The sequence below is a fragment of the Pseudonocardia sp. NPDC049154 genome (genome assembly GCF_040648315.1).
Taxonomy (GTDB): Bacteria; Actinomycetota; Actinomycetes; order Mycobacteriales; family Pseudonocardiaceae; genus Pseudonocardia.
Map to the genome: position 1 here is coordinate 1 of NZ_JBEZDN010000123.1, position 23,976 is coordinate 23,976.

Below are 23,976 nucleotides of genomic sequence, written 5' to 3' on the forward strand. Positions count from 1 at the left end.
GCGCTCGCCCGCCGTCTGGTCGACCTCATCTGGGCCCTGCTCCGTGACAACCGCCGCTTCACCACCGAGGCACCAGCCCCGGCAGCCACAGCGGCTTGACACGGTCATTGAAACTCCTCGTCGCTGAGTTCGGCGAAAGGTTGCGTCACATAGATGCGACGTGTCCAATAGAGGAATTCTGTCGTGTCCATAAGTTGGAGTGATGCGTGGAGACCCGCCAGCTGCAGCACTTCCTGGCGATCGCCGATGCCGGCACGTTCACCGCCGCGGCCGAGCAGCTGCACATCTCCCAACCCGGCCTGTCGTCGTCGATCCGCGCACTCGAGCGCTCGCTCGGCACCCGCCTGTTCGTCCGTACCCGCAAGCGGGCGGAGCTGACCGAGGCCGGGCGTGAGCTCTACTCGGGCGCCCGGCGCGCCCTGGCCACGCTCGATGCGCTCGAGAGCCAGGTCCGGCGCGGCCCAGGGGTCACCAAGAGCACGCTGCGGGTCGGGTGCATCCCGTCGTTCGCCGGGCTGGACCTCGCGGCCCTGATCAGCCGCTTCGTCGCCCGCAACCCGGACGTCGACGTCGACGTGGTCGTCGGCATGCCGTTGAGGCACTTCGCCGATCTCGCGGACGAGACCATCGAGCTCGCCTTCGTGACGATGCCGCTGGAGCCCCCGGAGGGCATCCGCCTGACCCCCTTGGCCACCTACCCGATGGTGCTCGCCTGTCCGGCGGGACACCGGCTGAGCAAACAGACCTCCGTCGAACTGGCCGACCTCGCGGACGAGGCGTTCGTCGACTTCGACGTGGACCTGGCGGCGCGGCAGGTCACCGACCGGGCGTTCGCGTCCGCGGACATCACGCGCACCGTGCGGGTGACGTGCAACGAGATCGGTTCCCTACTGGAACTCGTCGCGCACGGTCTCGGGATCGCGATCGTGCCGCGGCCACTCGCGATCGCGACCCGGGTGCCGGTGGCGATGGTGCCGCTCGCGAACGCCTCCCTGGTCTGGACCGTCGCCGCCGCCACCCGCCCGGCCGGCGTGACGACCGAGGCCGGCCAGGCCTTCTGGAACCTGATCGCCGACACCGCCACTCCGGTCAACCAGAAGCGCGCGTGAGACGCCGCGACGACGGCTCACTTCACAACGCCGTCCACTCCTCCGCGACGACGAACGCCCGGAAGCGGCGCACCACCGGGGACTCGGGCTGGTCCGCGCGCCACACCAGCCCGAGCACCCGGTGTGCGGCATCGTCGGTGAGCGGGAGGTAGACCGCGTTCGGGTCGGCGCGGTGCGGCCGTGGTCGAGGGACGACGGTGACGCCGAGCCCGGCCGCGGCGAGGCTCTCCATCGTCGCGATCTCGGCGCTCTCGAACGCGGTCTCGGGCTCCACGCCCGCGCGGGCGAGCAGGTCGTCGGTCAGCCTGCGCAGCCCGAAGTCCGGGCCCAGCATGACGAACGGCTCGCCCGCGGCCTCCGCGATCCCGACGCGGCCACGATCGGCGAGCCGGTGGTCGCGCGGGACGACCAGGCACAGCTGCTCGGTGTGGATCGTGTGCCAGGCCAGGTCCTCGTCCGCCGGGCGCGGCCCGGTCACCGCCAGGTCCACGATGCCGTCGGCGACCAGTGCCTCCAGCTCGTAGGTCGCCGCCTGGGTCAACGCGAACTGCACCTGCGGTGCCCGCGCCCGGAACCCTCGGATCAGCTCCGGCGCCAGCCAGGTCGCGACCGAGTGCAGGAACCCGAGCCGGACCGTGCCGTGCTCCGGGTCGCGCAGCGCGCGGATGTGCTCGGTCGCCGCCCGCAGTTCGAGCAGGCAGCGCCGGGTGTGCCGGAGCAACACCTCACCGGACGGGTTGAGCCGCAGGCGCCGGTTGACGCGGTCGAACAGCGGCGCCCCGACCTCGTGCTCGAGCCGCGCCAGACTGCGCGACAGCGTGGGCTGGGTGGTGTTCAGCCGCTCCGCCGCCTGCGTCATGTGCGGGGTCTCCGCCAACGCCACGAACCACTCGAGGTCCTCGACGTTCATGCGCAGAGCGTATCGGGTTGATGAGGATGTTTCATTTCACGTATCGCTTTCGCTGGGTCACGATTCCAGGGCGCCACTGAGGTCGACCGACGGAGGAGCAGCGTGACCACACCGGACAGCGGGGACGTCCTCGCCACGGCCCTCCGGGACTGGCGCCCGCCGACCGTCGGCACCGTCCGCCGCGTCGACCCCTGGCAGTCCGCGGCCTTCGCCGCGCTGCTCGACGCGCCCGCCCCGGTGGACGAGCTGCCCCCGCTCTGGCACTGGTTCCACCTGCTCGGCCACCCCGCGCAGGCGGAGATCGGCGAGGACGGGCACCCGGCCGCGGGGCCGTTCCTGCCGCCGATCCCGGGCCGCCGCCGAATGATCGCGGGTGGCCGCTTCGAGCAGTGGGCGCCGATCCCGCACGGCGGTGAGCTCTCCACCCGGTCGGCGGTCGCGGACGTGACCGTCAAGACCGGCCGGACCGGGGAGATGGCGTTCGTGACCGTCCGCCACGAGCTTGCCGTCGACGGCAGGCCGGTCGCCGTCGAGGAGCAGGACGTCGTCTACCGGTCCGAGCCGGCGGGCACGCCGCCGCGGACGATGACCCGGCCGGCGGGCGGCGAGCCGGAGCCCGCGGGGGAATGGCGGCGCAGCCTGGCCACCGATCCGGTCCTGCTGGCCCGGTTCAGCGGGCTCACCTACAACGGCCACCGCATCCACTACGACCGGCCGTACGTCACCGGCGTCGAGGGCTACCCGGACCTCGTCGTGCACGGGCCGCTGCTCGCCCTGCTCGCCCTGGAGCTACCACGAATGTATGCACCTGACCGCACCGTCACCCGCTTCTCGTACCGTCTGACTCGCCCGGCCTTCGTACCGGCGGTGATGGTCAGCGCCGGCACGGCGGCCGACGACGAGCTCACGGTGGCTGTCGCAGCCCGAGGTGCCGCACCATCGCTCACAGCTTCGGTCCAACTCGCCGCCCGTCTGCACTCGGACGGCCGGGACGACCGTGGCTGACAACCTGCCCTCCCCGTCGCCGTCCGCGCCGCTGCTTCAAGGGTTGACCGTGGTGAGCCTGGAGCAGGCCGTGGCGGCCCCGTTCGCCACCCGCCAGCTCGCCGACCTCGGCGCCCGCGTGATCAAGATCGAGCGTCCGGGGTCCGGCGACTTCGCCCGCGGCTACGACGAGGCCGTGCACGGGAACTCGAGCTACTTCGTCTGGCTCAACCGCGGCAAGGAGTCGATCACCCTCGACCTCAAGTCCGCGGACGGGCGCGCGGTGCTGGGCGAGCTGCTCGACCGCGCGGACGTCCTGGTGCAGAACCTCGGACCCGGCGCCGCGGGCCGGCTGGGCGTGGACGCGGCGTCGCTCGCGCGGAGCCACCCCCGGGTCGTCCCGTGCACGGTGTCCGGCTGGGGCACGAGCGGTCCCTGGGCGGACCGCAAGGCCTACGACCTGCTCGTGCAGTGCGAGACCGGCCTGCTGTCGATCACCGGCACCCGGGACGAGATGGCGAAGGTCGGCATCTCGGTAGCCGACATCGCCGCCGGCATGTACGCCTACTCCGGCATCCTCACCGCCCTGCTGCGCCGCGCCACGACCGGCGAGGTGTCCGCGGTGGAGGTGTCGCTGTTCGAGGCGCTCGCCGAGTGGATGGGCGCGCCCGCGTACTACACCTGCTACGGCGGACGGCAGCCCGCCCGGGTCGGCGCCCAGCACGCGACCATCGCCCCCTACGGCCCGTACGACACCGCGGACGGCAGGCTGCTGCTGGCCGTCCAGAACGATCGCGAGTGGCGCGCGCTGTGTACGGCCGTGCTGGGCGATCCCGTCGTCGCGACCGACCCCCGCTTCGCGTCGAACTCGGTGCGGGTGGCCCACCGCGAGGAGCTCAACGAGCTGATCGGCGGCAGGCTGGCGGGCCTCACGACCGCGGCCGCCGGGAAGCTGCTCGACGCGGCCGGCGTGGCCAACGCCAGCATCAACCGGATCGAGGAGTTCCTCGACCATCCCGTGCTCGCCGGGCGCGAGCGCTGGCACGAGGTCGCTGTGCCCGGCGGCACCGTCGCCGCCCTGCGGCCCCCGGCCGACCTCGCCGGCGTCGAGCCGGTGATGGGCGCCGTCCCGGCACTCGGCGAGCACACCGACGCCATCCTGCGCGAGCTCGGCCGTTCCGACGCCGACCTCGCCGACCTGCGCGACCGCGCGATCGTCTGAAGCGGTCGTCGGACCTTCCCTAACCCTCGAGAGGACCCACCATGAGCACGCTGAGCAGCGAGGAACGGTACGTCGTCGACACCGTGCGCGAGTTCGTCGACCGCGAGGTCAAGCCCGTGGTCCAACAGCTGGAGCACGCGAACGAGTACCCCGAGAAGCTCATCGAGCAGATGAAGGAGCTCGGGATCTACGGGCTGGCGATCCCGGAGCCGTGGGGTGAGGCGCCGGTGTCGATGCCCTGCTATGCGCTGGTCACCGCCGAGTTGGCGCGGGGCTGGATGTCGCTGGCGGGGGCGATGGGTGGGCACACGGTCGTGGCCAAGCTGCTGCTGGCGTTCGGGACGCAGGAGCAGAAGGACCGTTACCTGCCGCGGATGGCGTCCGGGGAGCTGCGGGCGACGATGGCGCTGACCGAGCCGGGCGGCGGGTCGGACCTGCAGGCCATGTCGACCAACGCCCGCCTGGAGGGCGACTCCTATGTGGTCAACGGGTCGAAGACGTGGATCTCCAACGCGCGCCGGTCGGGGCTGATCGCGCTGTTGTGCAAGACCGACCCGAAGGCCGAGCCCCAGCACCGGGGGATCTCGGTGCTGTTGGTCGAGCACGGGGCGGGGCTGACGGTGTCGAAGGATCTGCCCAAGCTGGGGTACAAGGGTGTCGAGGCCTGTGAGCTGGTCTTCGACGACATGCGGGTGCCGGCGTCGGCGGTGCTGGGCGGGGTGCCGGGCAAGGGGTTCGCGCAGATGATGAAGGGGCTGGAGACCGGGCGGATCCAGGTGGCCTCGCGGGCGTTGGGGGTGGGGCGGGCGGCGTTCGAGGATGCGCTGCGTTATGCCCAGGAGCGGGAGTCGTCCGGCAGGCCGATCTGGCAGCACCAGTCGATCGGGAACTATTTGGCCGAGATGGCTACGAAGCTGACCGCGGCGCGGCAGCTGATCGTGTTCGCGGCGGAGAAGTTCGACGCCGGGGAGCGCTGTGACATGGAGGCGGGGATGGCGAAGCTGTTCACCTCCGAGATCGCCATGGAGGTGGCGTTGAACGCGGTGCGGATCCACGGCGGGTACGGCTACTCCACCGAGTTCGACGTGGAGCGCTACTTCCGGGACGCCCCGCTGATGATCGTGGGTGAGGGCACCAACGAGATCCAGCGCAACGTGATCGCCGCCCAGCTCGTCAAGCGCGGCAGCCTCGACTGATGCCCGCAGACGTGTGCGGCCCGGCACTGCTGTTCTGCCCCGGTGACCGGCCGGAGCGGTTCGCCAAGGCGCTCGCCGCGGCCGACTCGGTGATCCTCGACCTCGAGGACGCCGTCGGAACGGAGCACAAGGACCTCGCCCGGGCGCATGTCGTCGAGGCGCTGGCCCGCCTCGACCGCGAATCCGTGCTGGTCCGCGTCAACGCCCCCGGGACCCCGTGGCACACCGACGACCTCGCGGCGCTCGCCCCGTTCCGGGACGTCGTCGTGATGCTCCCGATGGCCGCCTCCGCGGCGGCGGTCGAGGCGGTCCCGCACCCGGTCGTCGCGCTGTGCGAGACCGCCCGCGGGATCCTGAACGCTCCCGAGATCGCCTCGGCGGCGAACTGCGTCGGCGTGATGTGGGGGAGCGAGGACCTCGTCGCGGACCTCGGCGGCCGACGCGGACGGGCCGCGGACGGCAGCTACCGGCCCGCCGTCGAAGAGGCCCGGACCCGGGTGCTCTACGCCGCCCGCGCGGCCGGGGTGACCCCGATCGACACCGTGCTCGTCGACATCGCCGACCTGGACACCCTCGCCGCGGACAGTGCGGCCGCGGTCGCCTCCGGGTACGCGGCCAAGGCCTGCATCCACCCGCGGCAGGTCGCGGTCGTCCGGCAGGCGTTCCGGCCGTCCGACGACGAGATGCGCTGGGCCCAGGGGGTGCTCGCCGCGGCCGAGGCCGAGACCGGGGTCTTCACGTTCGACGGCCGCATGGTCGACGCGCCGGTGCTGGCCCACGCCCGGGAGGTCCTCCGCGAAGCGAGCGCGCCGGTCGCCGTGCACCGCCGGCAGCCGGGAGTCGCACCCGGCGATCCTGTCCCGCGAGTCCGAGGTGCCGTGCGTGCTCGCGGCGCAGATGGCCGGGGAGGTCGCGGACGGTGACACCGTCGTCCTCGACCTGTCCGACGCCGAGACGGCCCGGATCGGCGTGGCCGCGGCGGTGACGACCCGCTTGCGCTTCCTCGCCGCCGTGGACGACCGCCACGGCGGCAGCCGCGCGTTCCTGCTGGACCACGGGCTCACCCCGGCGATGCTCGACGAGCTCGAGGCGCTGCTCGTCGAGCACCCGGGGTAGGCGGTCAGTCGTCGGACAGCGCCTGCTGCGGGGTGAGGCCGAGCTGGTGCCCGGGCACCCCACCGCTCTGCGCGGGGTGCGTCACGACGGCGACGGCGAGGCCGCCGAGGAACGCCGCCGCGACGACGGCGAGCAGGACGCCGGCGAGCACGGCCGAGCCGCTGATGAGCGTGGTGAAGTTCAGCAGCACCAGGACGGTGACGAACACGAGCCCGACGAGCCCGAGGGCCGGGGCGATCCGCGTGTTCCACACGCGCTCATCCACCCGGTGCCGGGCGAAGAAGACCAGGATCGCCACGGCCGTGAGCACCATCAGGACCAGGACGCTCACCGTCGCCACCCCGGACATCCAGGTGAACAGGGTCAGCACCGGGTCCGCACCCGCGAGGGCGAAGACGCCGAGCAGCAGGACCGCCGAGGTGCTCTGGGTGAGCGAGCCGACGTACGGCGAGCCGTGCCGCGGGTGGGTGCGGGCCAGCGCCTCCGGCCCGACGCCCTGCCGGCCGAGGGCGTAGAGGTAGCGGGAGATGGCGTTGTGGAAGGCGAGCAGCGCGGCGAACAGGCTGGTCAGCAGCAGGACGGCCATCACGTCGGCGTAGGCCGGTCCGATGTACTGCGCCGCCGCGGCGAAGACGAGGCCCGCGGTGTCGGCCTGGGCCGCGGCCTCGACCTGGCTCGGGCCGTAGGCGACGACGATCGTCCAGCTGGCGATCGCGTAGAACACCCCGATCAGGATGACCGCGATGTAGGTGGCCCTCGGGATCGTGCGCTTCGGCTCGCGGGCCTCCTCGCCGTAGATCGCGGTGGCCTCGAAGCCCACGAAGGAGGCGACCGCGAACATGACCGCGATGCCGGCCCCGCCGTGCAAGAAGGTGGCGGGCGAGAACGAGGTGAGCGAGTAGCCCTCCGGCCCGCCCTTCACGAGGATCGTGACGGCGAGGACGGCGACGATCGCGATCTCGAGGACGAGCAGGACGCCGAGCACCTTGGCGCCCACGTCGATGCTGCGGTAGCCGAGCAGGCCGACGACGGCGATCAGCACGGCGGCCAGGACCCACCAGGGGATCTCCGGTCCGCCGTACTGCGTGATCAGCCCCTGCAGCGTGGTGGTGGCCAGGCCGTAGACCGCGGCCTGGATGGCGGTGTAGGTCAGCAGCGCGAGCCCGGCCGCGCCGAGCCCGAGCCGGGCGCCGAGCCCGCGGGTGACGTAGGCGTAGAAGGCGCCCGCGTCGACGACGTGATGGCTCATCGCGGCGTAGCCGACGCTGAAGACCAGCAGGACCACGGCGACGACGAGGAACGCCATCGGCACGCCGGGGCCGTTGCCGATCGCCAGCATGACCGGCAGCGCGCCGCCGATCGCGGTCAGCGGGGCGGCCGCGGCCACCACGAGGAAGACGATGCCGGCGACGCCGATGGAGCCGCGCAGTGTGTGGCCGCGGTCGGCCGTGGGGGCGGGGGCGGTCTGCTCACTCATGGTCGGCTCCCGGAAGGGTCTCGCCGGCCCCGTTCGCGGCGGCCCGGACCGAGCAGTGCGCGCTGCGGGTGCGGGGGACGTCGAGGGGGGGGTTGCGGTCGAAGAAGCCGACCGGCTTGAGGGTGAAGCCCGTGTGGTCGACGGGCATGATCGGCCAGTCCTCGGGGCGCGGGAAGTGGGTCAGCCCGAAGGTGTGCCAGACGACGAGGTCCTGGCCGTCGATGTCGCGGTCGTGCGCGACGTAGGCCGGCAGGCCGGCGCCGCCGGTGTGCTGGTTGACGAAGTCGCCCGCGGCGTAGCGCTCGGCCGGGTCGAAGCGGGTGACCCAGAGGTGCCTGGTGGCGAACGTGGCGCGGCGGTGGATGGAGGAGTCGTCGTCGGCGAGCAGCTCCGGATTGCCCTCCGGGACGAGGGCGTAGGCCACGGGGTCGCCGAGCCGGTTGCGCGAGTCCGGGTTGATGACGTGCCAGACCCGGCCCCTGCGGGTGTCGGCGAGGCGCTGGGCCTCGGACTCGCGGCGCAGCGGGGTGCGGCTGTGGGTGAAGGCGTTGCCGCGCGGGTTGTCCGGGCCCGTCGGGACGCGCCGCACCTCGACCTCCTCGACGAGGTTGGCCGGCCCGTCGACGGCCATGTCGAGCCGGGCGCTGAAGAGGTGCTGGTGGTAGGGGGCGCCGAGGCCGGGGGCGAGCTGGGAGGCGTAGGGGTTGACCTCGTCGTACCCGGGGCCGGGGTAGGCCGAGGTGAAGACGACGCCGGTGGCCTTGGCCTCGCACTCGACGGTGCCGTCGAGGTAGAGGTACCAGTAGAAGCCGTAGTCGTAGTTGCCGATGGTGGTGAAGAAGGAGATCACCATGCGGCGCTGACGGCGGGTCTCCGCGGAGCCGGCCCACAGGTCGGTGTGCTTCCAGAGGATCCCGTAGTCCTCCTCGTGGAGGCAGATCGCGTTGGGCAGCACCCGGGGGTGGCCGAACTCGTCCGCGATCACGGCGTCGAGGTAGGTGATGTCGCCGACGCAGTCGCAGCCGAGCTCCAGCGCGTTGGCGTACCGGCCGATCATGTACTCGCCGGTGTCGAAGTAGTTCTGCCAGGACCGGACCGGCGAGGGATCGGCGTAGGGGACGACCATCTCCGAGATCGACGCGCGGTGGACGATCGGCCGGTCGCGGTCGCCGTCGCGGAAGGAGATCTGGTGCAGCACCAGGCCCTCGCGGGCGTCGAAGCCGATGCGGACCTTCCAGTTCTCCCACTCGAGCAGGCTGCCGCCGAGGGTGAAGCTGGGGCCGTCGGGCTGGGTGATCTCGATCGGCTTCTGCGAGGTGCGCAGGGGACCGGTCACGGCGACGTCGTCGAAGTTGCCCGACTCGGTCGGGATCGGCACGGCACCGAGGTCGATCACCCGGGTCACCGTCCGGGCGACCACGTCGACGTAGCCGACGAGCCCGTCGACCGGGTGGGCCCAGGCGTGGTCCGTCGGGTGCTCCTGCACGAAGGCGAGCCCGCGCAGGATCCGGCGGCCGGTCTCCTCGGGGTACTCGAACACCCCGGCCGAGAGCGGGGCGACGCGGACCGTGGCCACGTCCAGGTCGCGCGCGGCCAGCGCCGCGAGCCAGCGCTCGTCGGTGGCCAGGACCTGCTCGACCAGCTCGAACTCCTCGTCGAGCACCGGCAGTTGGCCGTCGGCCGCGGGGTGGAGGCGCCGCTCGGTGAGCACCGCCTTCGCGCTGACCGAGACGAGGACGTCGCGGCCCCCGGGCGTCACGGTGTCGTGCAGGAGGGCACGGACGACGCGCTCGGCGGAGGTGGGGTCCGGCCCGTACAGCACCTCCTTCGGTGGCTCCTCGAGGCCGAGGTAGACCACGCGCGAGGTCTCCGGGAGGAGGCCGGCGTCGGTGAGGACCTGGCGGGCGATGCTGATCTCGTCGCCGGTCAGCGGGCTGAGCGGGTGCGCGGGACCGGCGTCGGTGGCGATCGGCGGCATGGGGGGTCTCCGTTTTTCTCCGGGTGTAGACAATAGGGTGCGGTAGACCGGCCGTGAGGGGAAGTGGGAATTCCTTTCGGCATCGTTCAAGACGCCGGTCGGGCGGTGGCCCCGGCGGCACCTCGACCAGCGGAGCCAGGCGTGCGGAGCAGGCGCGCCCGGTTACCGTGGACGGGTGCGGCGGCGAGGGGAGCGGTGAGGGGAGCACGGTGCCCAAGCAGGTTGACCACGACGAGCGCCGGGCCCTGATCGCCGAGGCGACCTGGCGGTTGATCGCGGAGCGCGGCATCGACGCGGCGACCATGCGCGAGATCTCCTCGTCGATCGGCATGGCCAACGGTGCCCTCAAGTACTACTTCCCGGACAAGAACGCGATCGTCCGGACGGCGTTCACGCACGTCTTCGAGGCGACGAACGCGCGGATCCGGGCGCGGCTGGCGGGGACGACCGGGCTGGCGGGCCTGCGGGTCTTCTGCCTCGAGGTGATGCCGGTCGAGGACGTGACCCGGCTCGAGGCGCGCGTGGTGCTGCCCTTCTGGCAGCGGGCCCTCGCCGACGCCGAGCTGGCGGCGGTCTACGTCGAGGCCATGGCGGTGTGGCGCGAGCAGATCCGCGGCTTCCTGCGGGCGGGCCGGGCGGACGGGTCGGTCACCACCGGGGTGTCCGACGCCGTCCTGGCCGAACAGCTCCTGGCGATGCTCAACGGCGTCCAGGCGCTGGCCCTGCTCGACGACGGCGCCGCCACACCCGACCTGCAGCGCGGCATGATCGACGCCTTCCTCGACGGCCTCGGCTAGGCCGTCGCGGCGTGCTGCTCCTGCAGGCGCCGGCCGGTGCGGTCGGGCCGCAGGAAGAGCGCGGCCGCCAGCCCGGCGATCAGGAGCACCGCGCCCGTCAGCAGGAACCCGTGGTTCAGCCCGGAGGCCATGGCCTCGACCATCTCCGGGGTGCGCTGCTGTCCCGCGGCCGGGGCGCGGTAGCCCGCGGACTCCATCAGGACGCCGATGACGAACGGCGAGCAGATCGCGCCGATCGACGCGACCCCGCCGAGCACCGCCATGACCAGGCCGCGCTGCTGCGGCGCGACGGCGTAGGCCAGCGCGCTCGGGACCATCGGGTAGATGATGCTGCAGCCTGCCGCGACGGTGAGCAGGACCACCGCGAGGGCACCGCCGGTCACGGGCAGGAGCAGGAACGAGACGCCGGCGACGACGGCGGCGAGGCCGAACGGCACCGCGATGGCGGCGCGCACGCTCGCCCCGCGGCGCATCAGCCGCCTGCCGAGCACACCCAGTCCCAGCAGCAGGCCCGCGCCGAACAGCCACGGCAGGGTGGACACCACCCCGACCTCGCCGAGGGACAGGCCGATCACGCCGGTGAGGTACTGCGGGGACCAGGTGGTGAGGAAGCCCTGGGTCCAGAAGTTGCCGAACCCGCCGACCACGGCGGCGGCGAAGGTGCCGCTGAGCAGCAGCGCACGGACGGGCACGACCCGCAGAGAGTCGACCCCCGCCGCCTCCGCGGGAGCGGCGGCCTTCCGGTCGGCGCCCGCCCGGCGGCCCGCGAAGGGCCCGTCGGACCCGACCAGCAGCCAGACCACCGACCACACGAGCCCGACGAGGCCGAGCACGCCGAACGCCCAGCGCCAGCCGAACTCGACGATGACCCAGGCCAGGGCCGGGGCGGCGACCACCGGCCCGAGCGCCGACCCCGCGGCGACGAGATTGCTGGGCAGGGCGCGGTCCTCGGGGGCGAACCAGCCGTGCACGGAGGTCAGCGACATCGCGGTCGCCGGACCCTCGGCGCCGCCGAGCAGGACCCGGGTGACCAGCAGGATCGCTGCGCCCCCGCCGAGCAGCATCGGGAACTGCATGACGGCCCAGAACACGCCCATCGCGAGCAGGATCCAGGTGGCCTGCACCCGCCGGGACAGGATCCCCACGCCGAACGACACCACGGAGTAGAGGAAGAAGAAGGCGCTGCCGATGAACCCGAACTCGACGGCGGAGATGCCGAGCTCGGGCATGGCCTCACCGGCGACGAGGCCCAACACCGCCTTGTCGGCGAACGCGATGACCTGGAACAGGACCAGCAGTGCCGTGACGACCCAGGCCCGGCGGTTCATCCGCCCCGTGCGGACGGCGGCGGTCAGCGTCCCGGAGCCGGGCGCGTCGGTGGAGGAGGACATGGTTCTCCGATCGGACGGGTCCGGGGCGTCGTCGCCCGGCGGACCGGTGGTGGACGTCGATGACGAGCAGCGACCGAGGGGAGTGCAGGGGTTCGCGTCAGTAGAGCTCGATCGTGAGCCGGGCGGTGCGGGCGCGGGAGACGCACAGCGCCATCTGGTCGCCCGCGGCCCGGTTGGCCGCGGACAGGCAGCTGTCCCGGTGGTCCGGCACGCCCTCCAGCACGCCGGACACGCAGGACCCGCAGACGCCCTCCTCACAGGACTTGAAGACCTCGATCCCGTTCTCGTCGAGGACGGAGAGGATGGAGCGGTCGGCGGGCACCTCGAACTCCTCGCCGGTGTCCAGCTCGACGACGAACGCCTGGTCGGCGGAGGTGTCGATCTCGGCGGCGACGAAGTGCTCGACGTGCACGCGGTCCGCCCCGACCGTCGGTCCGAGCGTGCCGGCGACCTGGTCCATGAAGCCGTCCGGGCCGCAGGTGTACACGCGGCTCGCCGCGGTGAGGCCGCCCGCGTGGGCGCGGAGCACCGCGGGCTGGTCGGCCCGGGGCACGCCGAAGTGCAGGTGGACGCGGTCGCGGAAGTCCGCCCGGTGCTCGAGCAGGTCCGCGAACGCCGCCTCCTCCCGGGAGCGGGCGAAGTAGTGCAGCGTGAAGTCCGCGCCACGCCGGTGCAGCTCGTAGGCCATGCTGAGCAGCGGCGTGACACCGATGCCGCCCGCGACCAGGAGGTGGTGGTCGGCGTCGTCCGCCAGGGCGAGCAGGTTCCGCGGGGCCCCGATCGCGAGGGTGTCGCCCACGCGGACCTCGTGCAGGGCGGCCGACCCACCCCGGGACGCCTGCTCCCGCTTGACCGCGATCAGGAGGGAGCCGGCGTCGTCCGGCGGGCTGCACAACGAGTACTGGCGCAGCACGCCCGTCGGGCCGACGACGTCCACGTGGGCGCCCGCCTCGTAGGGCCCCAGCGGGGAGCCGTCGGTGGTGACGAGCCGCAGGCTGCGGATGTCGGCCGCCTCCTCGGTGACCTCGCTGACGCGGACCGCGACGGTAGCCGTCATCGGACCGTCCTCCTTTCTCGACCGATCACGGGGCTGCGGTGTCACCGCAGGTACAGACCGCCGTTGACGTCCCAGCAGGCGCCGGTGACGGACGCGGCCTCGGGGGAGGCGAGCAGGGCGACCATCCGGGCGACGAACGCCGGGTCGCCGAGCCGGCCGACGGGGATGCCGGCGCGCAGCGCCTCGATCCCGTCCTCGCCGACGACCGTGCGCACGGTCTCGCCGTCCTGCGGGCCCGGCGACACGGCGTTGACGGTCACCCCGCGCGCCGCGAGGTCGCGGGCGAAGACCTTGGTCGCGGTGAGGACCGCGCCCTTGGACGCGGCGTAGTGGGCGCCGGTGGCGGTGCCTCCGTTCTGCCCCGCAAGGGACGCCATGTTCACGATCCGGCCGTAGCCCTGCTCGGCCAGGTGCGCGCCGAAGACCTGGCAGGCCCGGAAGGTCCCGCCGAAGTTGACGGCCATGACCGCGTCGAGCTCGTCCGCGCCGATCTCCATGACCGGGGTGGCCTGGGTGCGGGCCGCGTTGTTGACCAGCACGTGCACGGCGCCGAAGGCCGCCAGGACGTCCCGCAGGAGTGCGGCGGGCGCGTCCCGGTCGGCGACGTCGACGGCGAAGGCGCGGGCGGTCGTCGCCGCGCCGTTCAGCTCCTTGGCGAGCGCCCCGGCGGCGGCGCCGTCGAGGTCGGCCACCGCGACCCGGTAGCCGTCGGCGTGCAGCCGGCGGACGATCGCCTCGCCCAGCCCGCGGGCGCCGCCGGTGACGACCGCGACCTGCGGCGCGCTCACAGGAGGAACCCGGCGGCCGGGACCGCCGACTCGCTGTCGACGAGGCGGACGATCTTCTGCACGATGCGGTCCCCGGCGGGGCCGTCCGCCGACAGCTGGATGCGGTGGACCAGGTCGGCCGCCCACAGGTCGTGGTTCTCCCGCTTGTAGGCGACGAGGACCTGCGCGGACCGGACGACGACCTCGTCGTCGGACGCGGACTCCGGGACGAACCGGGACACCGTGCGGACGGTGCGGGCCGCGTCGACCGCGGCGATCGCGTAGCCCTCGGTCATGCGGGCCACGCGCATCCGCCGCATCCGGGCGTCGTCGTAGACCATGTTGAGGATGTCGTCGAAGCGCTCCGCCTCGGGGTCGATCGGGATCACGTAGAACCCGTCGTCGGTGTAGAGCGCGTCCCAGGTCTCGTAGGCCTTGTGGTCGAGAAGCTCGGCCTCGCGCCAGATCAGCTCGATCGCCCGTGCGACGCGCGGATCGGTCGTCGGGATCGGGGCCGCACCGGAGGCGGTCGGGGTGACGGTCTCAGTCATCGCTCATCATCGCCTTCCACTGGGCGTACGCGGCGCGCATGCCGGTCTCGTCGGTGACGTGGGAGGTCGGCCAGCCCTCGGGGCCGGGCTTCTCCCGGGCCAGGCCGCGGTTGACCAGGATCGGCATCGTGGGTGCCGCTGCGGCGCCGCGCTGGACGCGGTCCCAGCCCTCGGCGTCGTCGGGCGTGCCGAAGCCGAAGGGGCCCTGGAAGTGCTCGTGGATCCGGAGCCGCTCGCGGTTGACCGCGTCGAGCTCCGGCGGGCCGTCGGGGCCGATGGCGACGTGCTCGATGCGCGTCTCGTTCACCGAGATCGGCCGCAGCACGCGGAAGAACGCCGCGGACATCGAGACGTTCGGGAAGAGGTTCAGGTTGAAGCCGGTGCCGTGCATCGCGCGCACGACCTTGCGCACCTGCGCGCGGTCGAGGGTCTTCGACAGCTCGGCGACGAGGTCGTCGAACCGGCCCTGCAGCGGCTCGGAGCCGTCGTCGGCGTCGAGGTCGGAGTGCTCGGGCACCATCTGCATGACGCTGTGGCCGTGCCCGAGGTCGTGCGTCGTGCACGTCGGGTCGGTCATGAACGACATCATGTCCGCGGTCTCGGCGTCGACCGACGCCATCCACGAGCGGTGCACGATCGGGAAGTGGTAGCCGTCGGTGGTGTTCTCGAGCTGGATCTTCCAGTTGCCGCGGAAGCTGAACTGGTGCCGGCCGAGGACCTTGATCGGGTAGCCGCCGCCCTGCTTCATGAAGCGGTCGATCCACAGCCGCGCGTCGCCGAGGAAGCCCTCCAGCGGCTCGGCGTCCTCGTTCAGGGTCGCGAAGATCATGCCGCCGTAGGACTCGGTGCGGAGCTTGCCCAGCGAGAGGTCGCGCTTCTCCATGACGCCCTCGTAGCCGTCCGGGTACGGGATGCCCCGCAGCGACCCGTCGAGGCCGTAGGACCAGGCGTGGTACGGGCAGGTGAAACCGTTGACCTGGCCGCTGGGCTTCTCGCAGACGCTCGCGCCGCGGTGGCGGCAGCGGTTCAGCAGCGTGCGCACGACCCCCTTGCGGTCCTTCGTGACGATCACCGGCTGGCGGCCGACGAAGGTCGACTTGAACGAGCCCGCCCTCGGCAGCTCGCTGGAGTGGGCCACCCAGATCCAGGAGCGCTCGAAGATGCGGGTCATCTCGAGCTCGAAGAGCTCGGGGTCGGTGTAGAGCCGGCCCGCGACCCGGTCCTCGCGGACGAGGTCGGCGGGGGCGGCGCCCAGGACGTTCTCGATCATCGCTCGCCTCCGGTCGCGGGGAGCGCGACGTCGTCGCGCACGGTGAGAGCCCGGCCGATCCGGGCCTCGATCCTGGCGAACCGCCAGAGCTTCACGTCCCCGTCGCCGACGGGCGTGGTGCGCAGCAGGTTGCAGGCGGCCTTGACGGTCTCCTGGGTGTCGACGTCGGCGAGGAGGTAGCAGGTCCACGGCCACCCGTCGGACGGGCCGACCATGTGCGCGTCGTCGTCGATGTCGCCGATGAAGTCCACCCCGGGCAGGGCCTTGAGGCCGTCCGTCATGGCCACGAAGGACTGCCAGACGTGGCCGGTGGTGATGCCGTCGGTGGGGAGGTCGAAGAAGTTCTGGTTGATGCCGATGCAGAACAGCACCCGCAGGGGCGCGGCCATGGGGTCTCCTCGTGGTGGTCGGGGTGCGGGCCGTCAGCGGAAGCCGGGAGTGGTCGGGGGCAGGCCCATCAGGACCGCGCCCGCCGCGTCGTAGATCGCGGGCCCCAGGAACGCGTGCTGCTTGGGGACGAGCGCGTCCCCGAGCAGGCGCTGCAGCGGGTGGGTGGTGCCGATCGGCGCGGTGCCGGACACCTCGACCAGCCCGCCCACCACGTCCGACGCCGTCTTCGCCAGGTGCGCCGCCGCGAGCCGCAGCTCGGCGTTCTGCTCGTCGGTGGCGGGATCGCCCCGCAGCACGGTCTCCCACGTCTGTCCGGTCGCCTCGTAGAAGAAGGCGCGGGCCGAGCGCAGCGCCGCCTCGCCCCGCGCGACCTCGGTCCGGTAGTAGGCGCGGTCGGCCAACCTGGGCGCGCCGGTGACGCCCTTGTAGCCGCCGCCGATCTCACGGGCGTGGTCCAGTGCGGCGCGGGCGACGCCGGCGCCGACCACGGCCAGCACCTGCGCGGCGTAGGCGATCGTGGGGTAGCGGTAGAGCGGCTCGTCGACGGTCGGCTCGCCGCCGCGGACGAACGTCCACTCCCGGGCGACCTCCACGCCGTCGACGACCAGGTCGAACGACCCGGTGCCCTGCATGCCGACGACGTCCCACTCCTGGACGATCTCGACCTGCTCGGGACGCAGCACCGCCGTGCGGGGCTTGCCGCCGGAGGCCTCGTCGCCGGGCATCCCGACGCCCAGGAGGTCCGCCCCCATGCACCCGCTGGCGAACTTCCAGCGCCCGGTGAGCCGGTAGCCCAGCTCGGTCTCCTCGCCGCGCTGCGGCGGGAAGAGCGCGCCGGCGAAGGCCACGTCCGGGCCGTCGGCGTAGATCTTCTCCTGGATCTCGACCGGCAGCGCCGCCAGGTAGATCAGGGCGGAGCCGAAGCTCGCCACCCAGCCGGTCGACCCGTCGACCTCGGAGATGCGTTCGATGCGCGAGAGGAACTCCGCGGGCGGCAGCGGGTCGCCGCCGAAACGGGCCGGGGTGGCCGCGCGGTAGAGACCCGCCTGCTTGAGCCGCGCCACGAAGTCCCGGGGGACGTACCGCAGCCGGCGGAACTCCTCGCGACGGCCGACCAGTTCGGCGAGCACGTCCGCGAGCGGAACGGTCTCCCCGGGAAGGGTCCGTTCTCCCGATTCCTCGATGCGCAGCATCGCTCCTCCTCGTCGCGGCGGTGAACGAATTCGAGAGTAGGAACGGCGGGGAACCGCCGGAATGAGAACCATCCGTGCCCGGATAGGGACATCCCGCCCGTTCCGTAGGGGATTCCTTCAGTCCGCTCCCGCGAACCCGCGTCCTACGCTTGGCCGATGTCGGTCGACCCGAGCGCACCGGAGATCGTCACCGAGGACCTGGTGACCCTGATGAACGCGGCCAGGACGTGTGTCCTGGTGCACGACGCCGAGACCAAGAACATCCTCTGGGCGAACCCGGCCGCCTGCGAGCTGCTCGGCTGGCCCCTCGACGAGCTGCGCCCGCTCAAGGCCAACCACATGAGCAGCACCGCGCCGCAGTACCACCGGGTGCTCGGCCGGGCCTGGCTGCAGGAGGCGGTGGAGCGGGGCAGCAGCCGCATCGAGTGGCACTACCGCACGCGCAGCGGGCGGGTCGTGCCCACGGACGCCCTGGCCAGGCGCGTCGAGCTGGCGCAGGGGCCCGCGGTCATGGTCGAGTTCCGCGACATCGAGCGGGAGCAGGCCACCGAGCAGGCGCTGCGCCGGACGACGTCGTCGATCGACGCGCTGGCCCGGCACACCTCGACCATCGCCCTCGCGCTGGACTCCGCCGGGACCGTCCGGTTCGCCACGGACACCGCGCTCGCCCTGCTCGGGATGGTGCCGGAGGAGATGGGCCGCCAGCTCGACGAGTTCGGCACCCTGCGGGCCGGGGGCCGGCCCGTGAGCTGGGCCGACGTCGCCGCCCAGGCCGATCCGACGATCGAGGTGCAGCTGCAGGTGCCGCGCCCCTCGACCGACGAGGCCGTGTGGCTGGAGGGCACCCTGGAACGGCTCGCCGAGCCCGACGGCGACGGCCTGCTGATGATCCTCCACGATGTCTCCGGCCGCGTGCACCGCGAGGTGCTGCGCGAGCGGGAGCTGCACCGGGAGAACTACCAGGCCCGCTACACGGCCATGGGCGACATGGCGATGGCGATCGCCCACGAGCTGGGGCAGCCGCTCGCCGCGGCCGGGAACTTCCTGGCGGGCACCACCCGGCACGCCGGCGTCCTCGAGGACGAGGGGACGCTGTCGCGGGAGTCCGCCGACCGGCTCCGCTTCGGGATCGGCAGCGCCGTCCGCCAGATCGACCGGGCCAGCGCGATCGTGGGCGCCGTCCGGGCGTTCGTCGGGCATCTCGAGCACTCCCGCCAGGTCGTCGACCTCCACGACGTGGTCGACGAGTGCCTGTACTTCGTGCGGCTGCGGGCCGTCGATCCCGGCGTGCGGGTCGTGGTGCACCGGCACCCGGAACCCTGCCGACGGTCTGCGAGCGGGTGCTGACCGGACAGGTGCTGCTCAACCTGTGCTTCAACGCCGTCGACGAGATGGCCTGCTGCGCGCCGGGGGAGCGGGAGCTCGAGATCACCACGAGCGTCCGCGACGGCGAGGCCGTGCTGACCGTGGACGACCGCGGCCGCGGGCTGCTGCGGGACCCCTTCGCCGAGTCGTTCACCTCGAAGGAACAGGGCAGCGGCATCGGGCTGGCGCTGAGCTACCGGATCATCACCCGGCAGCACGGGCGGATCTGGGCCGAGCGGCGCGCGGGCGGCGGATCCCGCTTCGGGTTCGCGCTGCCGCTCGCCGTGGAGCACCGGCCCGAGTAGGGAAAAGCCTCAGGGAGAGCGGAGGAAGTCTCGATACCGAGGCCCCCCGGGCGGGCCATACGTTGCGGATGCCCGCCGACCGGACCCCGGCCGGCCGCGACAGTCCAGGAGGAGCAGTGCCCGAACCGACCCGGACCCAGTCGGACTTCCGCTCCGCCATGGCCAACCTGTCCGCCGCCGTCAACGTGGTCACCACCGACGGCCCGCACGGACGGGCCGGCATGACGGTCAGCGCCGCCTGCTCGGTCACCGACTCCCCGCCGACCGTGCTGGTCTGCGTGAACCGCTCCAGCCGGTCGCACGACGTGCTGGTCGGCAACGGCCGGCTCTGCGTGAACGTGCTGGCCGGCGAGCACGAGGATCTCGCGATGCACTTCGCGGGCGCGACGAAGGTCCCGACCGCCGAGCGCTTCACCGACGACCGGTGGGACCTCACCGGCTACGGCGTGCCGGTGCTGCGCGGCGCCGCGGCCACCGTGATCGGCCGGATCCGGGCGCGGCGCGAGCTCGGCTCGCACACCGTGCTGTTCGTGGACGTCGAGCAGGTCGGCACCCAGGACGACGGCGGCGCGCTCGTCTACTTCCAGCGGCGCTTCCACAGCCTGGGCGCCCCCCGGCTCAGCGCGTGACCGGGCCCTGTCCGGGAGGAGGAGTGCCCGTGACCCAGGCCGAGGACACAGGCCACCGCATGACCCTGACCTGCTACAACGACACCCACGGTCTCGGCTGGCGGCACGTCGACCTGTTCGTGCACGACGCCGAGGGCCGCGAGCTGAACTGGGTGCACTGGCAGGTCCCCCGGGACGGCCCGGAGGAGGCCGACCTCGTCACCGCCCGCGTCGAGCCGACGCTGCGCAGGACCTCGGAGTGGCGGCACTCCGTCGGCCCGAGCGGCGTGCACTACTGGGTCGCCGACGTCGAGTGGGAGGACGCGTGAGCGCCCTCTACGCGCCCTGGTCGCTCCGCGGGTTGGTCGCGGACCTGGCCGCCGGACGCACCTCCCCGGCCGCGGCGGCGGAGCGGTCCCGCGAGCGGATCGCGGCGACCGACCCGGAGCTGCGGGCGTGGATCGTGCCGCCTGCGGAAGCCCCGCCGGGCGAGGTCTCCAGGCCCCTCGGGGGAGTCCCGTCGGGGGTCAAGGACATCATCGACGTCGAGGGCCTGCCGACGCGGTGCGGCTCGTCGCTCCGGGCCGACGCCGCTCCGGCAGAGGCCGACGCCGCGATCGTCGCCGCGTGGCGCCGCGCCGGCGCCGTCCCCGTCGGCAAGACCGTGACCACCGAGTTCGCCTACTTCGCGCCGGGCCCGACCGGCAACCCGGCCGCCGTGGGACACACCCCCGGCGGCTCGTCCAGCGGCTCGGCCGCCGCCGTCGCGTCGGGCCAGGTGCCGCTGGCGCTCGGGTCGCAGACGGCGGGGTCGGTCACCCGGCCCGCGTCCTTCTGCGGCGTCGCCGCCCTGGTCCTCACCCACGACCGGCTCCCGGTCGACGGGGTGACGGGCCTGAGCCCGAGCCTGGACAGCCACGGCGTGTTCGCCGCCCACGTCGACGACCTCGCGCTGGCCTTCGCCGCGCTGACCGGGGAGCCCGAGGCCGACCGGGCGGGGGCGCGTCCGCCCCGCCTGCTGTTCTGGCCGGCAGGGTCGAGCCCGGTCGATCCCGAGATGCGGAAGGCGCTGCGCGGGGCCCGTGACCGCTGGACGGCGGCGGGGGCGGTCGTCGGCGACCTGCCGGATCCCGAGCTGGTCGACGCGTTGACCGCGGCGCATTCGGTGGTGATGGCCGCCGAGGCCGCCGTCGAGCGTGCCGCCGAGGCGGCCCGGGCCGACGAGCTGAGCGCGCCGCTCGCGGAGCTGCTCCGCCGCGGCGCCGCCACCGACCCCGCCGACCTGGACGCCGCCCGTGGGGTGGTGGCCGAGGGCCGTGCGCGGATCGGCGATCTGCTCGCCTCGTACGACGCCGTCGTCGGGCCCGCGGCCCTCGGGCCGGCGCCGGCGGGGCTGGGGGCCACCGGCGACCCGGTGCTGAGCCGGCCCTGGCAGGCCCTCGGGTTCCCGGCCCTCACGGTGCCGGGTCTGTCCACCCCGGACGGCCTGCCCCTGGGCGTCCAGCTGATCGGGGCCCCGCACGGCGAGACCGCGCTGCTCGGGACGGGGTGCTGGGTGGAGGCCAGGTTGCCGTGACGGCGGGGGCGGGCGGGGCACGCCCGTCCGCCCCGCGTCAGACCTCGACGCGGTGCAGCAGGATGTCGCGGACCAGGGCCCCGAGGCTGTCCGCCCCCGTCTTGGCCTTGATCCGGGCCCGGTGCACGTCGATCGTCTTGACGCTGGTGCCCAGCCGGCGGGCGACCGCCTGGCTGGCCATGCCCTCGATCACCAACCGGAGCACCTCGCGCTCGCGCTGGGTCAGCTCGGCCACCCGGCGTTCGACGTCCCGGCGCTCGGTGTCCGCGACGAACCGCTGCCGGGCCAGCGCCTGCTGCTGCTGGACGACCTCGAGGATGCGCTGCGGCTCGTACGGCTTCTCCAGGAAGTCGACCGCGCCGTGGGTCAGCGCACGGACCGACATGGGGATGTCGCCGTGCGCCGAACAGAAGATCATCGGTGCCGGGTATCCGCGACTCTCCAGCTCCTCCTGCAGCTGGAAGCCGCTCATCCCCGGCATCCGGACGTCGACGATCACGACCGCCGGCTCCGCCGGGTCGAACTCGGCCAGGAAGGTGGGCGCGTCCGGGTAGTCGAGCGCCTGGATACCCACGCTGGCCAGCAGGAACCGCAGCGACTCGCGGAGGTCCTCGTCGTCGTCGACGATGTGGACCACCGCCTCGCCGGGCTCCGGTGGCATGGTCACGGCCGCATGAGGACCGAGCCGGACGGGTGGTCGCTCGCCCAACGACCCGGCAGGGGAGCGACGAACACGTTCTCGGTCCGGGTCCGCGAGATCTTCCAGCGCCCGCCGACCCTGCGGAAGGCGTTGTTGAGCCGACTGGATCGCAGCAGGGACGTGCCGTCGGCGAACAACCACGGCTGCATGTGGATCCACTGGCCGGTCGCGGTGTCGCCGTCGACGTGGATCTGCTCGGAGGTGAGGTAGTGGGCGTTGAGGACCAGCGCGGGATCACGGTCCCGGGACCAGAAGCCCTCGAAGTGCGTGCGCACCGCCGCCGCTCCCTCCGCACGCCCGAACTGGCCGTCGTAGTACTCTCCCACACCCTCCCAGACGGCGTCGTCGGTGTAGAGCTCCATGATCAGGTCGATGCGCTGCTCGTCGCCGGTGACCCCGAACTCGGGGAGCGGCGTGTCGCAGAGCCACATGTAGCGCGCCTGGAGGCGGCGAATGTCCGCCTCGGCCTCGAGGACCTCGACGCGGCGGGCCAGGGCGGCGATCGTGTCGGTGTCGGTCATCAACGCGCTCCTCGTGGGACGGGTCGTGCTCGGGGACCGGCGGCGCGGCGGCCGCCCGGCGGGCACACGAGCGGCGGAGCCGCCGGCCCGGACACCCCACGGTCCGACGTGGCGACCGAGCGGAGCAATTGGAGGAACTACCTATTGCGTGTGGGCCGAGCCAGGCCGAATCTGGGGGGTCGACATCCCGCGGGTGTGCGGCGCGGGACGCATTCCGACACCGGAGATGAACGGCGTGATCGTCAGGTCGGAATGCGCTTCCGGCGCCTAGGGGAAATCCTTCACAGGGCGCGAGGAATTCCCGATGTCCCTGCCGATTCCCCGGCCCTGTCGTCCGGTCCGCTCGACGCGTGCGGCACCGGGGTTGAAGGAGAGGTGCGCCTGCATCTCGTCGGCGCGCCCGCCCGGCGGACCGGGTGGGCACGCCGTGAGAGAGGGATCAGGCGTCGTACCCCTCGCCGCCCTCCTCGATCGACTCCACGGCATGCGTGGCGCCGAACTCGCCCGCAACGTCCCGGCGGCCGGGACGGCGGGCGCGGACAGTGCCGACGGTTCCAGCGGCACGAAGGCGCGGGACAGCACCGAACGCCAGTGGTCGAGGCGTTCGGTGCCGTCCGGGTGCGTGCTCGGCACCGCCGGGCTCACGGCGTGCGGCGGTCAAGGAGCCGCTGGAGCTTGCCGACGGAGCGTTCGAGGGTGTCCGGGTTGACGACGTCGCAGGTCACCGAGACGCCGATGGTGTCCTTCACGGCTTTGATCAGCTCCGCGGCGGCGGCCTGGCGGCGCTCGGCGGTGGCGTCGGCGCGGGCTTCGACGCGGACGGTGAGGGCGTCCATGCGGCCCTTGGTGGTGAGTTCGAGCTGGAAGTGCGGGGCGAGTCCGGGGGTGCGCAGCACGATCTCCTCGATCTGGGTGGGGAACAGGTTGACCCCGCGCAGGATGATCATGTCGTCGGAGCGGCCGGTGATCTTCTGCATGCGGCGCATCGCCGGGCGTGCGGTGCCCGGGAGCAGCCGGGTGAGGTCGCGGGTGCGGTAGCGGATGATCGGCAGGGCCTGCTTGGTGAGCGAGGTGAAGACGAGTTCGCCTTCTTCGCCGTCGGCCAGCACGGTGGCGCCGTCGTCGTCGGCGAGGGGGTCGAGGATCTCGGGCAGGAAGTGGTCTTCCCAGATGTGCAGGCCGTCTTTGGTCTCGACGCATTCCTGGGCGACGCCGGGGCCCATGACCTCGGAGAGGCCGTAGATGTCCACGGCGTGCATGTCCATGCGGTCTTCGATTTCGGTGCGCATCTGCTCGGTCCAGGGCTCGGCGCCGAAGATCCCGATCGTGAGGGAGGTGGTGCGGGGGTCGATGCCTTGGCGGTCGAACTCGTCGAGCAGGGTGAGCATGTAGGACGGGGTGACCATGATGACGTCGGGGGCGAGGTCGCCGATCAGTTGGATCTGGCGTGGGGTCATGCCGCCGGAGACCGGGATGGCGGTGGCGCCGAGTTT

Annotated in this window: 24 protein-coding genes and 1 pseudogene; 12 read left to right on the forward strand and 13 right to left on the reverse strand. The window is 72.8% G+C overall.

Going from position 1 to position 23,976, the window contains the following annotated elements; genetic code table 11:
- Window positions 1-206: 206 nt before the first annotated feature.
- Window positions 207-1,109, forward strand: coding sequence for a LysR family transcriptional regulator (locus AB0B41_RS35400; RefSeq protein ID WP_358211219.1), 903 nt, complete (start codon window positions 207-209; stop codon window positions 1,107-1,109).
- A gap of 22 nt (window positions 1,110-1,131) precedes the next feature.
- Here AB0B41_RS35400 and AB0B41_RS35405 read toward each other — a convergent pair whose 3' ends face one another.
- Complete coding sequence (locus tag AB0B41_RS35405) at window positions 1,132-2,019, reverse strand: LysR family transcriptional regulator (RefSeq protein WP_358211221.1); 888 nt, start codon at window positions 2,017-2,019, stop codon at window positions 1,132-1,134.
- A 102-nt stretch (window positions 2,020-2,121) separates the two neighbouring features.
- Here AB0B41_RS35405 and AB0B41_RS35410 point away from each other — a divergent pair, with 102 nt between their 5' ends.
- Genes AB0B41_RS35410 through AB0B41_RS35430 form a run of 5 tightly spaced genes read left to right on the forward strand, consistent with a single transcriptional unit; the run spans window position 2,122 to window position 6,537 of the window.
- Complete coding sequence (locus tag AB0B41_RS35410) at window positions 2,122-3,024, forward strand: MaoC family dehydratase N-terminal domain-containing protein (RefSeq protein ID WP_358211223.1); 903 nt, start codon at window positions 2,122-2,124, stop codon at window positions 3,022-3,024.
- Complete coding sequence (locus AB0B41_RS35415) at window positions 3,017-4,225, forward strand: CaiB/BaiF CoA-transferase family protein (RefSeq protein WP_358211225.1); 1,209 nt, start codon at window positions 3,017-3,019, stop codon at window positions 4,223-4,225. The genes AB0B41_RS35410 and AB0B41_RS35415 overlap by 8 nt, the downstream gene beginning before the upstream one ends.
- A gap of 41 nt (window positions 4,226-4,266) precedes the next feature.
- The gene (locus AB0B41_RS35420; protein ID WP_358211227.1) at window positions 4,267-5,421 is read left to right on the forward strand and encodes an acyl-CoA dehydrogenase family protein; all 1,155 of its coding nucleotides are present in this window, start codon (window positions 4,267-4,269) and stop codon (window positions 5,419-5,421) included.
- Window positions 5,421-6,344, forward strand: a complete 924-nt coding sequence (locus AB0B41_RS35425) for a CoA ester lyase (protein ID WP_358211229.1) — start codon at window positions 5,421-5,423, stop codon at window positions 6,342-6,344. The genes AB0B41_RS35420 and AB0B41_RS35425 overlap by 1 nt, the downstream gene beginning before the upstream one ends.
- Window positions 6,295-6,537: a hypothetical protein gene (locus tag AB0B41_RS35430; protein WP_358211231.1), complete on the forward strand. Its 243-nt coding sequence runs from the start codon at window positions 6,295-6,297 to the stop codon at window positions 6,535-6,537. The genes AB0B41_RS35425 and AB0B41_RS35430 overlap by 50 nt, the downstream gene beginning before the upstream one ends.
- Before the next feature lie 4 nt (window positions 6,538-6,541).
- Here AB0B41_RS35430 and AB0B41_RS35435 read toward each other — a convergent pair whose 3' ends face one another.
- Window positions 6,542-8,014, reverse strand: coding sequence for an APC family permease (locus tag AB0B41_RS35435; RefSeq protein WP_358211232.1), 1,473 nt, complete (start codon window positions 8,012-8,014; stop codon window positions 6,542-6,544).
- Window positions 8,007-9,992, reverse strand: coding sequence for a primary-amine oxidase (locus AB0B41_RS35440; RefSeq protein ID WP_358211234.1), 1,986 nt, complete (start codon window positions 9,990-9,992; stop codon window positions 8,007-8,009). The genes AB0B41_RS35435 and AB0B41_RS35440 overlap by 8 nt, the downstream gene beginning before the upstream one ends.
- Window positions 9,993-10,201: 209 nt before the next feature.
- On the opposite strand from AB0B41_RS35440, the gene AB0B41_RS35445 reads away from it, so the two are divergent.
- Window positions 10,202-10,789 carry a TetR/AcrR family transcriptional regulator gene (locus tag AB0B41_RS35445; protein ID WP_358211236.1) on the forward strand — a complete coding sequence of 196 codons (588 nt, stop codon included), beginning with the start codon at window positions 10,202-10,204 and terminating at the stop codon, window positions 10,787-10,789.
- On the opposite strand, the gene AB0B41_RS35450 is transcribed toward AB0B41_RS35445, so the two are convergent.
- The 7 genes from AB0B41_RS35450 to AB0B41_RS35480 form a co-directional block, all read right to left on the reverse strand.
- Window positions 10,786-12,180 (reverse strand): MFS transporter, encoded by a 1,395-nt coding sequence (locus AB0B41_RS35450; RefSeq protein WP_358211238.1) that lies wholly within the window; start codon window positions 12,178-12,180, stop codon window positions 10,786-10,788. The genes AB0B41_RS35445 and AB0B41_RS35450 overlap by 4 nt on opposite strands.
- A gap of 97 nt (window positions 12,181-12,277) precedes the next feature.
- Complete coding sequence (locus AB0B41_RS35455) at window positions 12,278-13,237, reverse strand: PDR/VanB family oxidoreductase (RefSeq protein WP_358211240.1); 960 nt, start codon at window positions 13,235-13,237, stop codon at window positions 12,278-12,280.
- Between the two features lie 41 nt (window positions 13,238-13,278).
- Window positions 13,279-14,025 (reverse strand): SDR family oxidoreductase, encoded by a 747-nt coding sequence (locus AB0B41_RS35460; RefSeq protein ID WP_358211242.1) that lies wholly within the window; start codon window positions 14,023-14,025, stop codon window positions 13,279-13,281.
- Window positions 14,022-14,555 (reverse strand): aromatic-ring-hydroxylating dioxygenase subunit beta, encoded by a 534-nt coding sequence (locus tag AB0B41_RS35465; protein WP_358211244.1) that lies wholly within the window; start codon window positions 14,553-14,555, stop codon window positions 14,022-14,024. The genes AB0B41_RS35460 and AB0B41_RS35465 overlap by 4 nt, the downstream gene beginning before the upstream one ends.
- Window positions 14,548-15,825: an aromatic ring-hydroxylating dioxygenase subunit alpha gene (locus AB0B41_RS35470; protein ID WP_358211246.1), complete on the reverse strand. Its 1,278-nt coding sequence runs from the start codon at window positions 15,823-15,825 to the stop codon at window positions 14,548-14,550. The genes AB0B41_RS35465 and AB0B41_RS35470 overlap by 8 nt, the downstream gene beginning before the upstream one ends.
- Window positions 15,822-16,214 (reverse strand): hypothetical protein, encoded by a 393-nt coding sequence (locus AB0B41_RS35475; RefSeq protein WP_358211247.1) that lies wholly within the window; start codon window positions 16,212-16,214, stop codon window positions 15,822-15,824. The genes AB0B41_RS35470 and AB0B41_RS35475 overlap by 4 nt, the downstream gene beginning before the upstream one ends.
- Window positions 16,215-16,247: 33 nt before the next feature.
- The gene (locus tag AB0B41_RS35480; RefSeq protein WP_358211249.1) at window positions 16,248-17,408 is read right to left on the reverse strand and encodes a flavin-dependent monooxygenase; all 1,161 of its coding nucleotides are present in this window, start codon (window positions 17,406-17,408) and stop codon (window positions 16,248-16,250) included.
- A gap of 156 nt (window positions 17,409-17,564) precedes the next feature.
- On the opposite strand from AB0B41_RS35480, the gene AB0B41_RS35485 reads away from it, so the two are divergent.
- The 5 genes from AB0B41_RS35485 (at window position 17,565) to AB0B41_RS35505 (ending at window position 21,262) form a co-directional block, all read left to right on the forward strand.
- On the forward strand, window positions 17,565-18,755 hold the full coding sequence (locus AB0B41_RS35485; RefSeq protein ID WP_358211251.1) for a PAS domain-containing protein: 1,191 nt from the start codon (window positions 17,565-17,567) through the stop codon (window positions 18,753-18,755).
- Complete coding sequence (locus AB0B41_RS35490; protein WP_358211253.1) at window positions 18,749-19,078, forward strand: ATP-binding protein; 330 nt, start codon at window positions 18,749-18,751, stop codon at window positions 19,076-19,078. Before AB0B41_RS35485 ends, AB0B41_RS35490 begins: the two co-directional genes overlap by 7 nt.
- Before the next feature lie 116 nt (window positions 19,079-19,194).
- On the forward strand, window positions 19,195-19,707 hold the full coding sequence (locus AB0B41_RS35495; RefSeq protein ID WP_358211255.1) for a flavin reductase: 513 nt from the start codon (window positions 19,195-19,197) through the stop codon (window positions 19,705-19,707).
- A 29-nt stretch (window positions 19,708-19,736) separates the two neighbouring features.
- Window positions 19,737-20,015 carry a hypothetical protein gene (locus AB0B41_RS35500; RefSeq protein WP_358211257.1) on the forward strand — a complete coding sequence of 93 codons (279 nt, stop codon included), beginning with the start codon at window positions 19,737-19,739 and terminating at the stop codon, window positions 20,013-20,015.
- Window positions 20,012-21,262 carry an amidase gene (locus AB0B41_RS35505; protein ID WP_358211259.1) on the forward strand — a complete coding sequence of 417 codons (1,251 nt, stop codon included), beginning with the start codon at window positions 20,012-20,014 and terminating at the stop codon, window positions 21,260-21,262. Before AB0B41_RS35500 ends, AB0B41_RS35505 begins: the two co-directional genes overlap by 4 nt.
- A 37-nt stretch (window positions 21,263-21,299) precedes the next feature.
- On the opposite strand, the gene AB0B41_RS35510 is transcribed toward AB0B41_RS35505, so the two are convergent.
- From AB0B41_RS35510 to AB0B41_RS35520, 3 genes and pseudogenes are all read right to left on the reverse strand, one after another.
- Window positions 21,300-21,923 (reverse strand): response regulator, encoded by a 624-nt coding sequence (locus AB0B41_RS35510; RefSeq protein WP_358211263.1) that lies wholly within the window; start codon window positions 21,921-21,923, stop codon window positions 21,300-21,302.
- A gap of 2 nt (window positions 21,924-21,925) precedes the next feature.
- Window positions 21,926-22,483, reverse strand: a complete 558-nt coding sequence (locus tag AB0B41_RS35515; protein WP_358211261.1) for a nuclear transport factor 2 family protein — start codon at window positions 22,481-22,483, stop codon at window positions 21,926-21,928.
- A gap of 641 nt (window positions 22,484-23,124) precedes the next feature.
- Window positions 23,125-23,976, reverse strand: a pseudogene (locus AB0B41_RS35520) (phenylacetate--CoA ligase); the annotation flags it as partial.

Bases quoted from the DNA above. Each gene is read 5' to 3' on its own strand.
- AB0B41_RS35405 (WP_358211221.1), bottom strand. From the start codon at position 2,019: ATGAACGTCGAGGACCTCGAGTGGTTCGTGGCGTTGGCGGAGACCCCG.
- AB0B41_RS35420 (WP_358211227.1), top strand. From the start codon at position 4,267: ATGAGCACGCTGAGCAGCGAGGAACGGTACGTCGTCGACACCGTGCGC.
- AB0B41_RS35425 (WP_358211229.1), top strand. From the start codon at position 5,421: ATGCCCGCAGACGTGTGCGGCCCGGCACTGCTGTTCTGCCCCGGTGAC.
- AB0B41_RS35435 (WP_358211232.1), bottom strand. From the start codon at position 8,014: ATGAGTGAGCAGACCGCCCCCGCCCCCACGGCCGACCGCGGCCACACA.
- AB0B41_RS35440 (WP_358211234.1), bottom strand. From the start codon at position 9,992: ATGCCGCCGATCGCCACCGACGCCGGTCCCGCGCACCCGCTCAGCCCG.
- AB0B41_RS35450 (WP_358211238.1), bottom strand. From the start codon at position 12,180: ATGTCCTCCTCCACCGACGCGCCCGGCTCCGGGACGCTGACCGCCGCC.
- AB0B41_RS35455 (WP_358211240.1), bottom strand. From the start codon at position 13,237: ATGACGGCTACCGTCGCGGTCCGCGTCAGCGAGGTCACCGAGGAGGCG.
- AB0B41_RS35465 (WP_358211244.1), bottom strand. From the start codon at position 14,555: ATGACTGAGACCGTCACCCCGACCGCCTCCGGTGCGGCCCCGATCCCG.
- AB0B41_RS35470 (WP_358211246.1), bottom strand. From the start codon at position 15,825: ATGATCGAGAACGTCCTGGGCGCCGCCCCCGCCGACCTCGTCCGCGAG.
- AB0B41_RS35475 (WP_358211247.1), bottom strand. From the start codon at position 16,214: ATGGCCGCGCCCCTGCGGGTGCTGTTCTGCATCGGCATCAACCAGAAC.
- AB0B41_RS35480 (WP_358211249.1), bottom strand. From the start codon at position 17,408: ATGCTGCGCATCGAGGAATCGGGAGAACGGACCCTTCCCGGGGAGACC.
- AB0B41_RS35485 (WP_358211251.1), top strand. From the start codon at position 17,565: ATGTCGGTCGACCCGAGCGCACCGGAGATCGTCACCGAGGACCTGGTG.
- AB0B41_RS35510 (WP_358211263.1), bottom strand. From the start codon at position 21,923: ATGCCACCGGAGCCCGGCGAGGCGGTGGTCCACATCGTCGACGACGAC.
- AB0B41_RS35515 (WP_358211261.1), bottom strand. From the start codon at position 22,483: ATGACCGACACCGACACGATCGCCGCCCTGGCCCGCCGCGTCGAGGTC.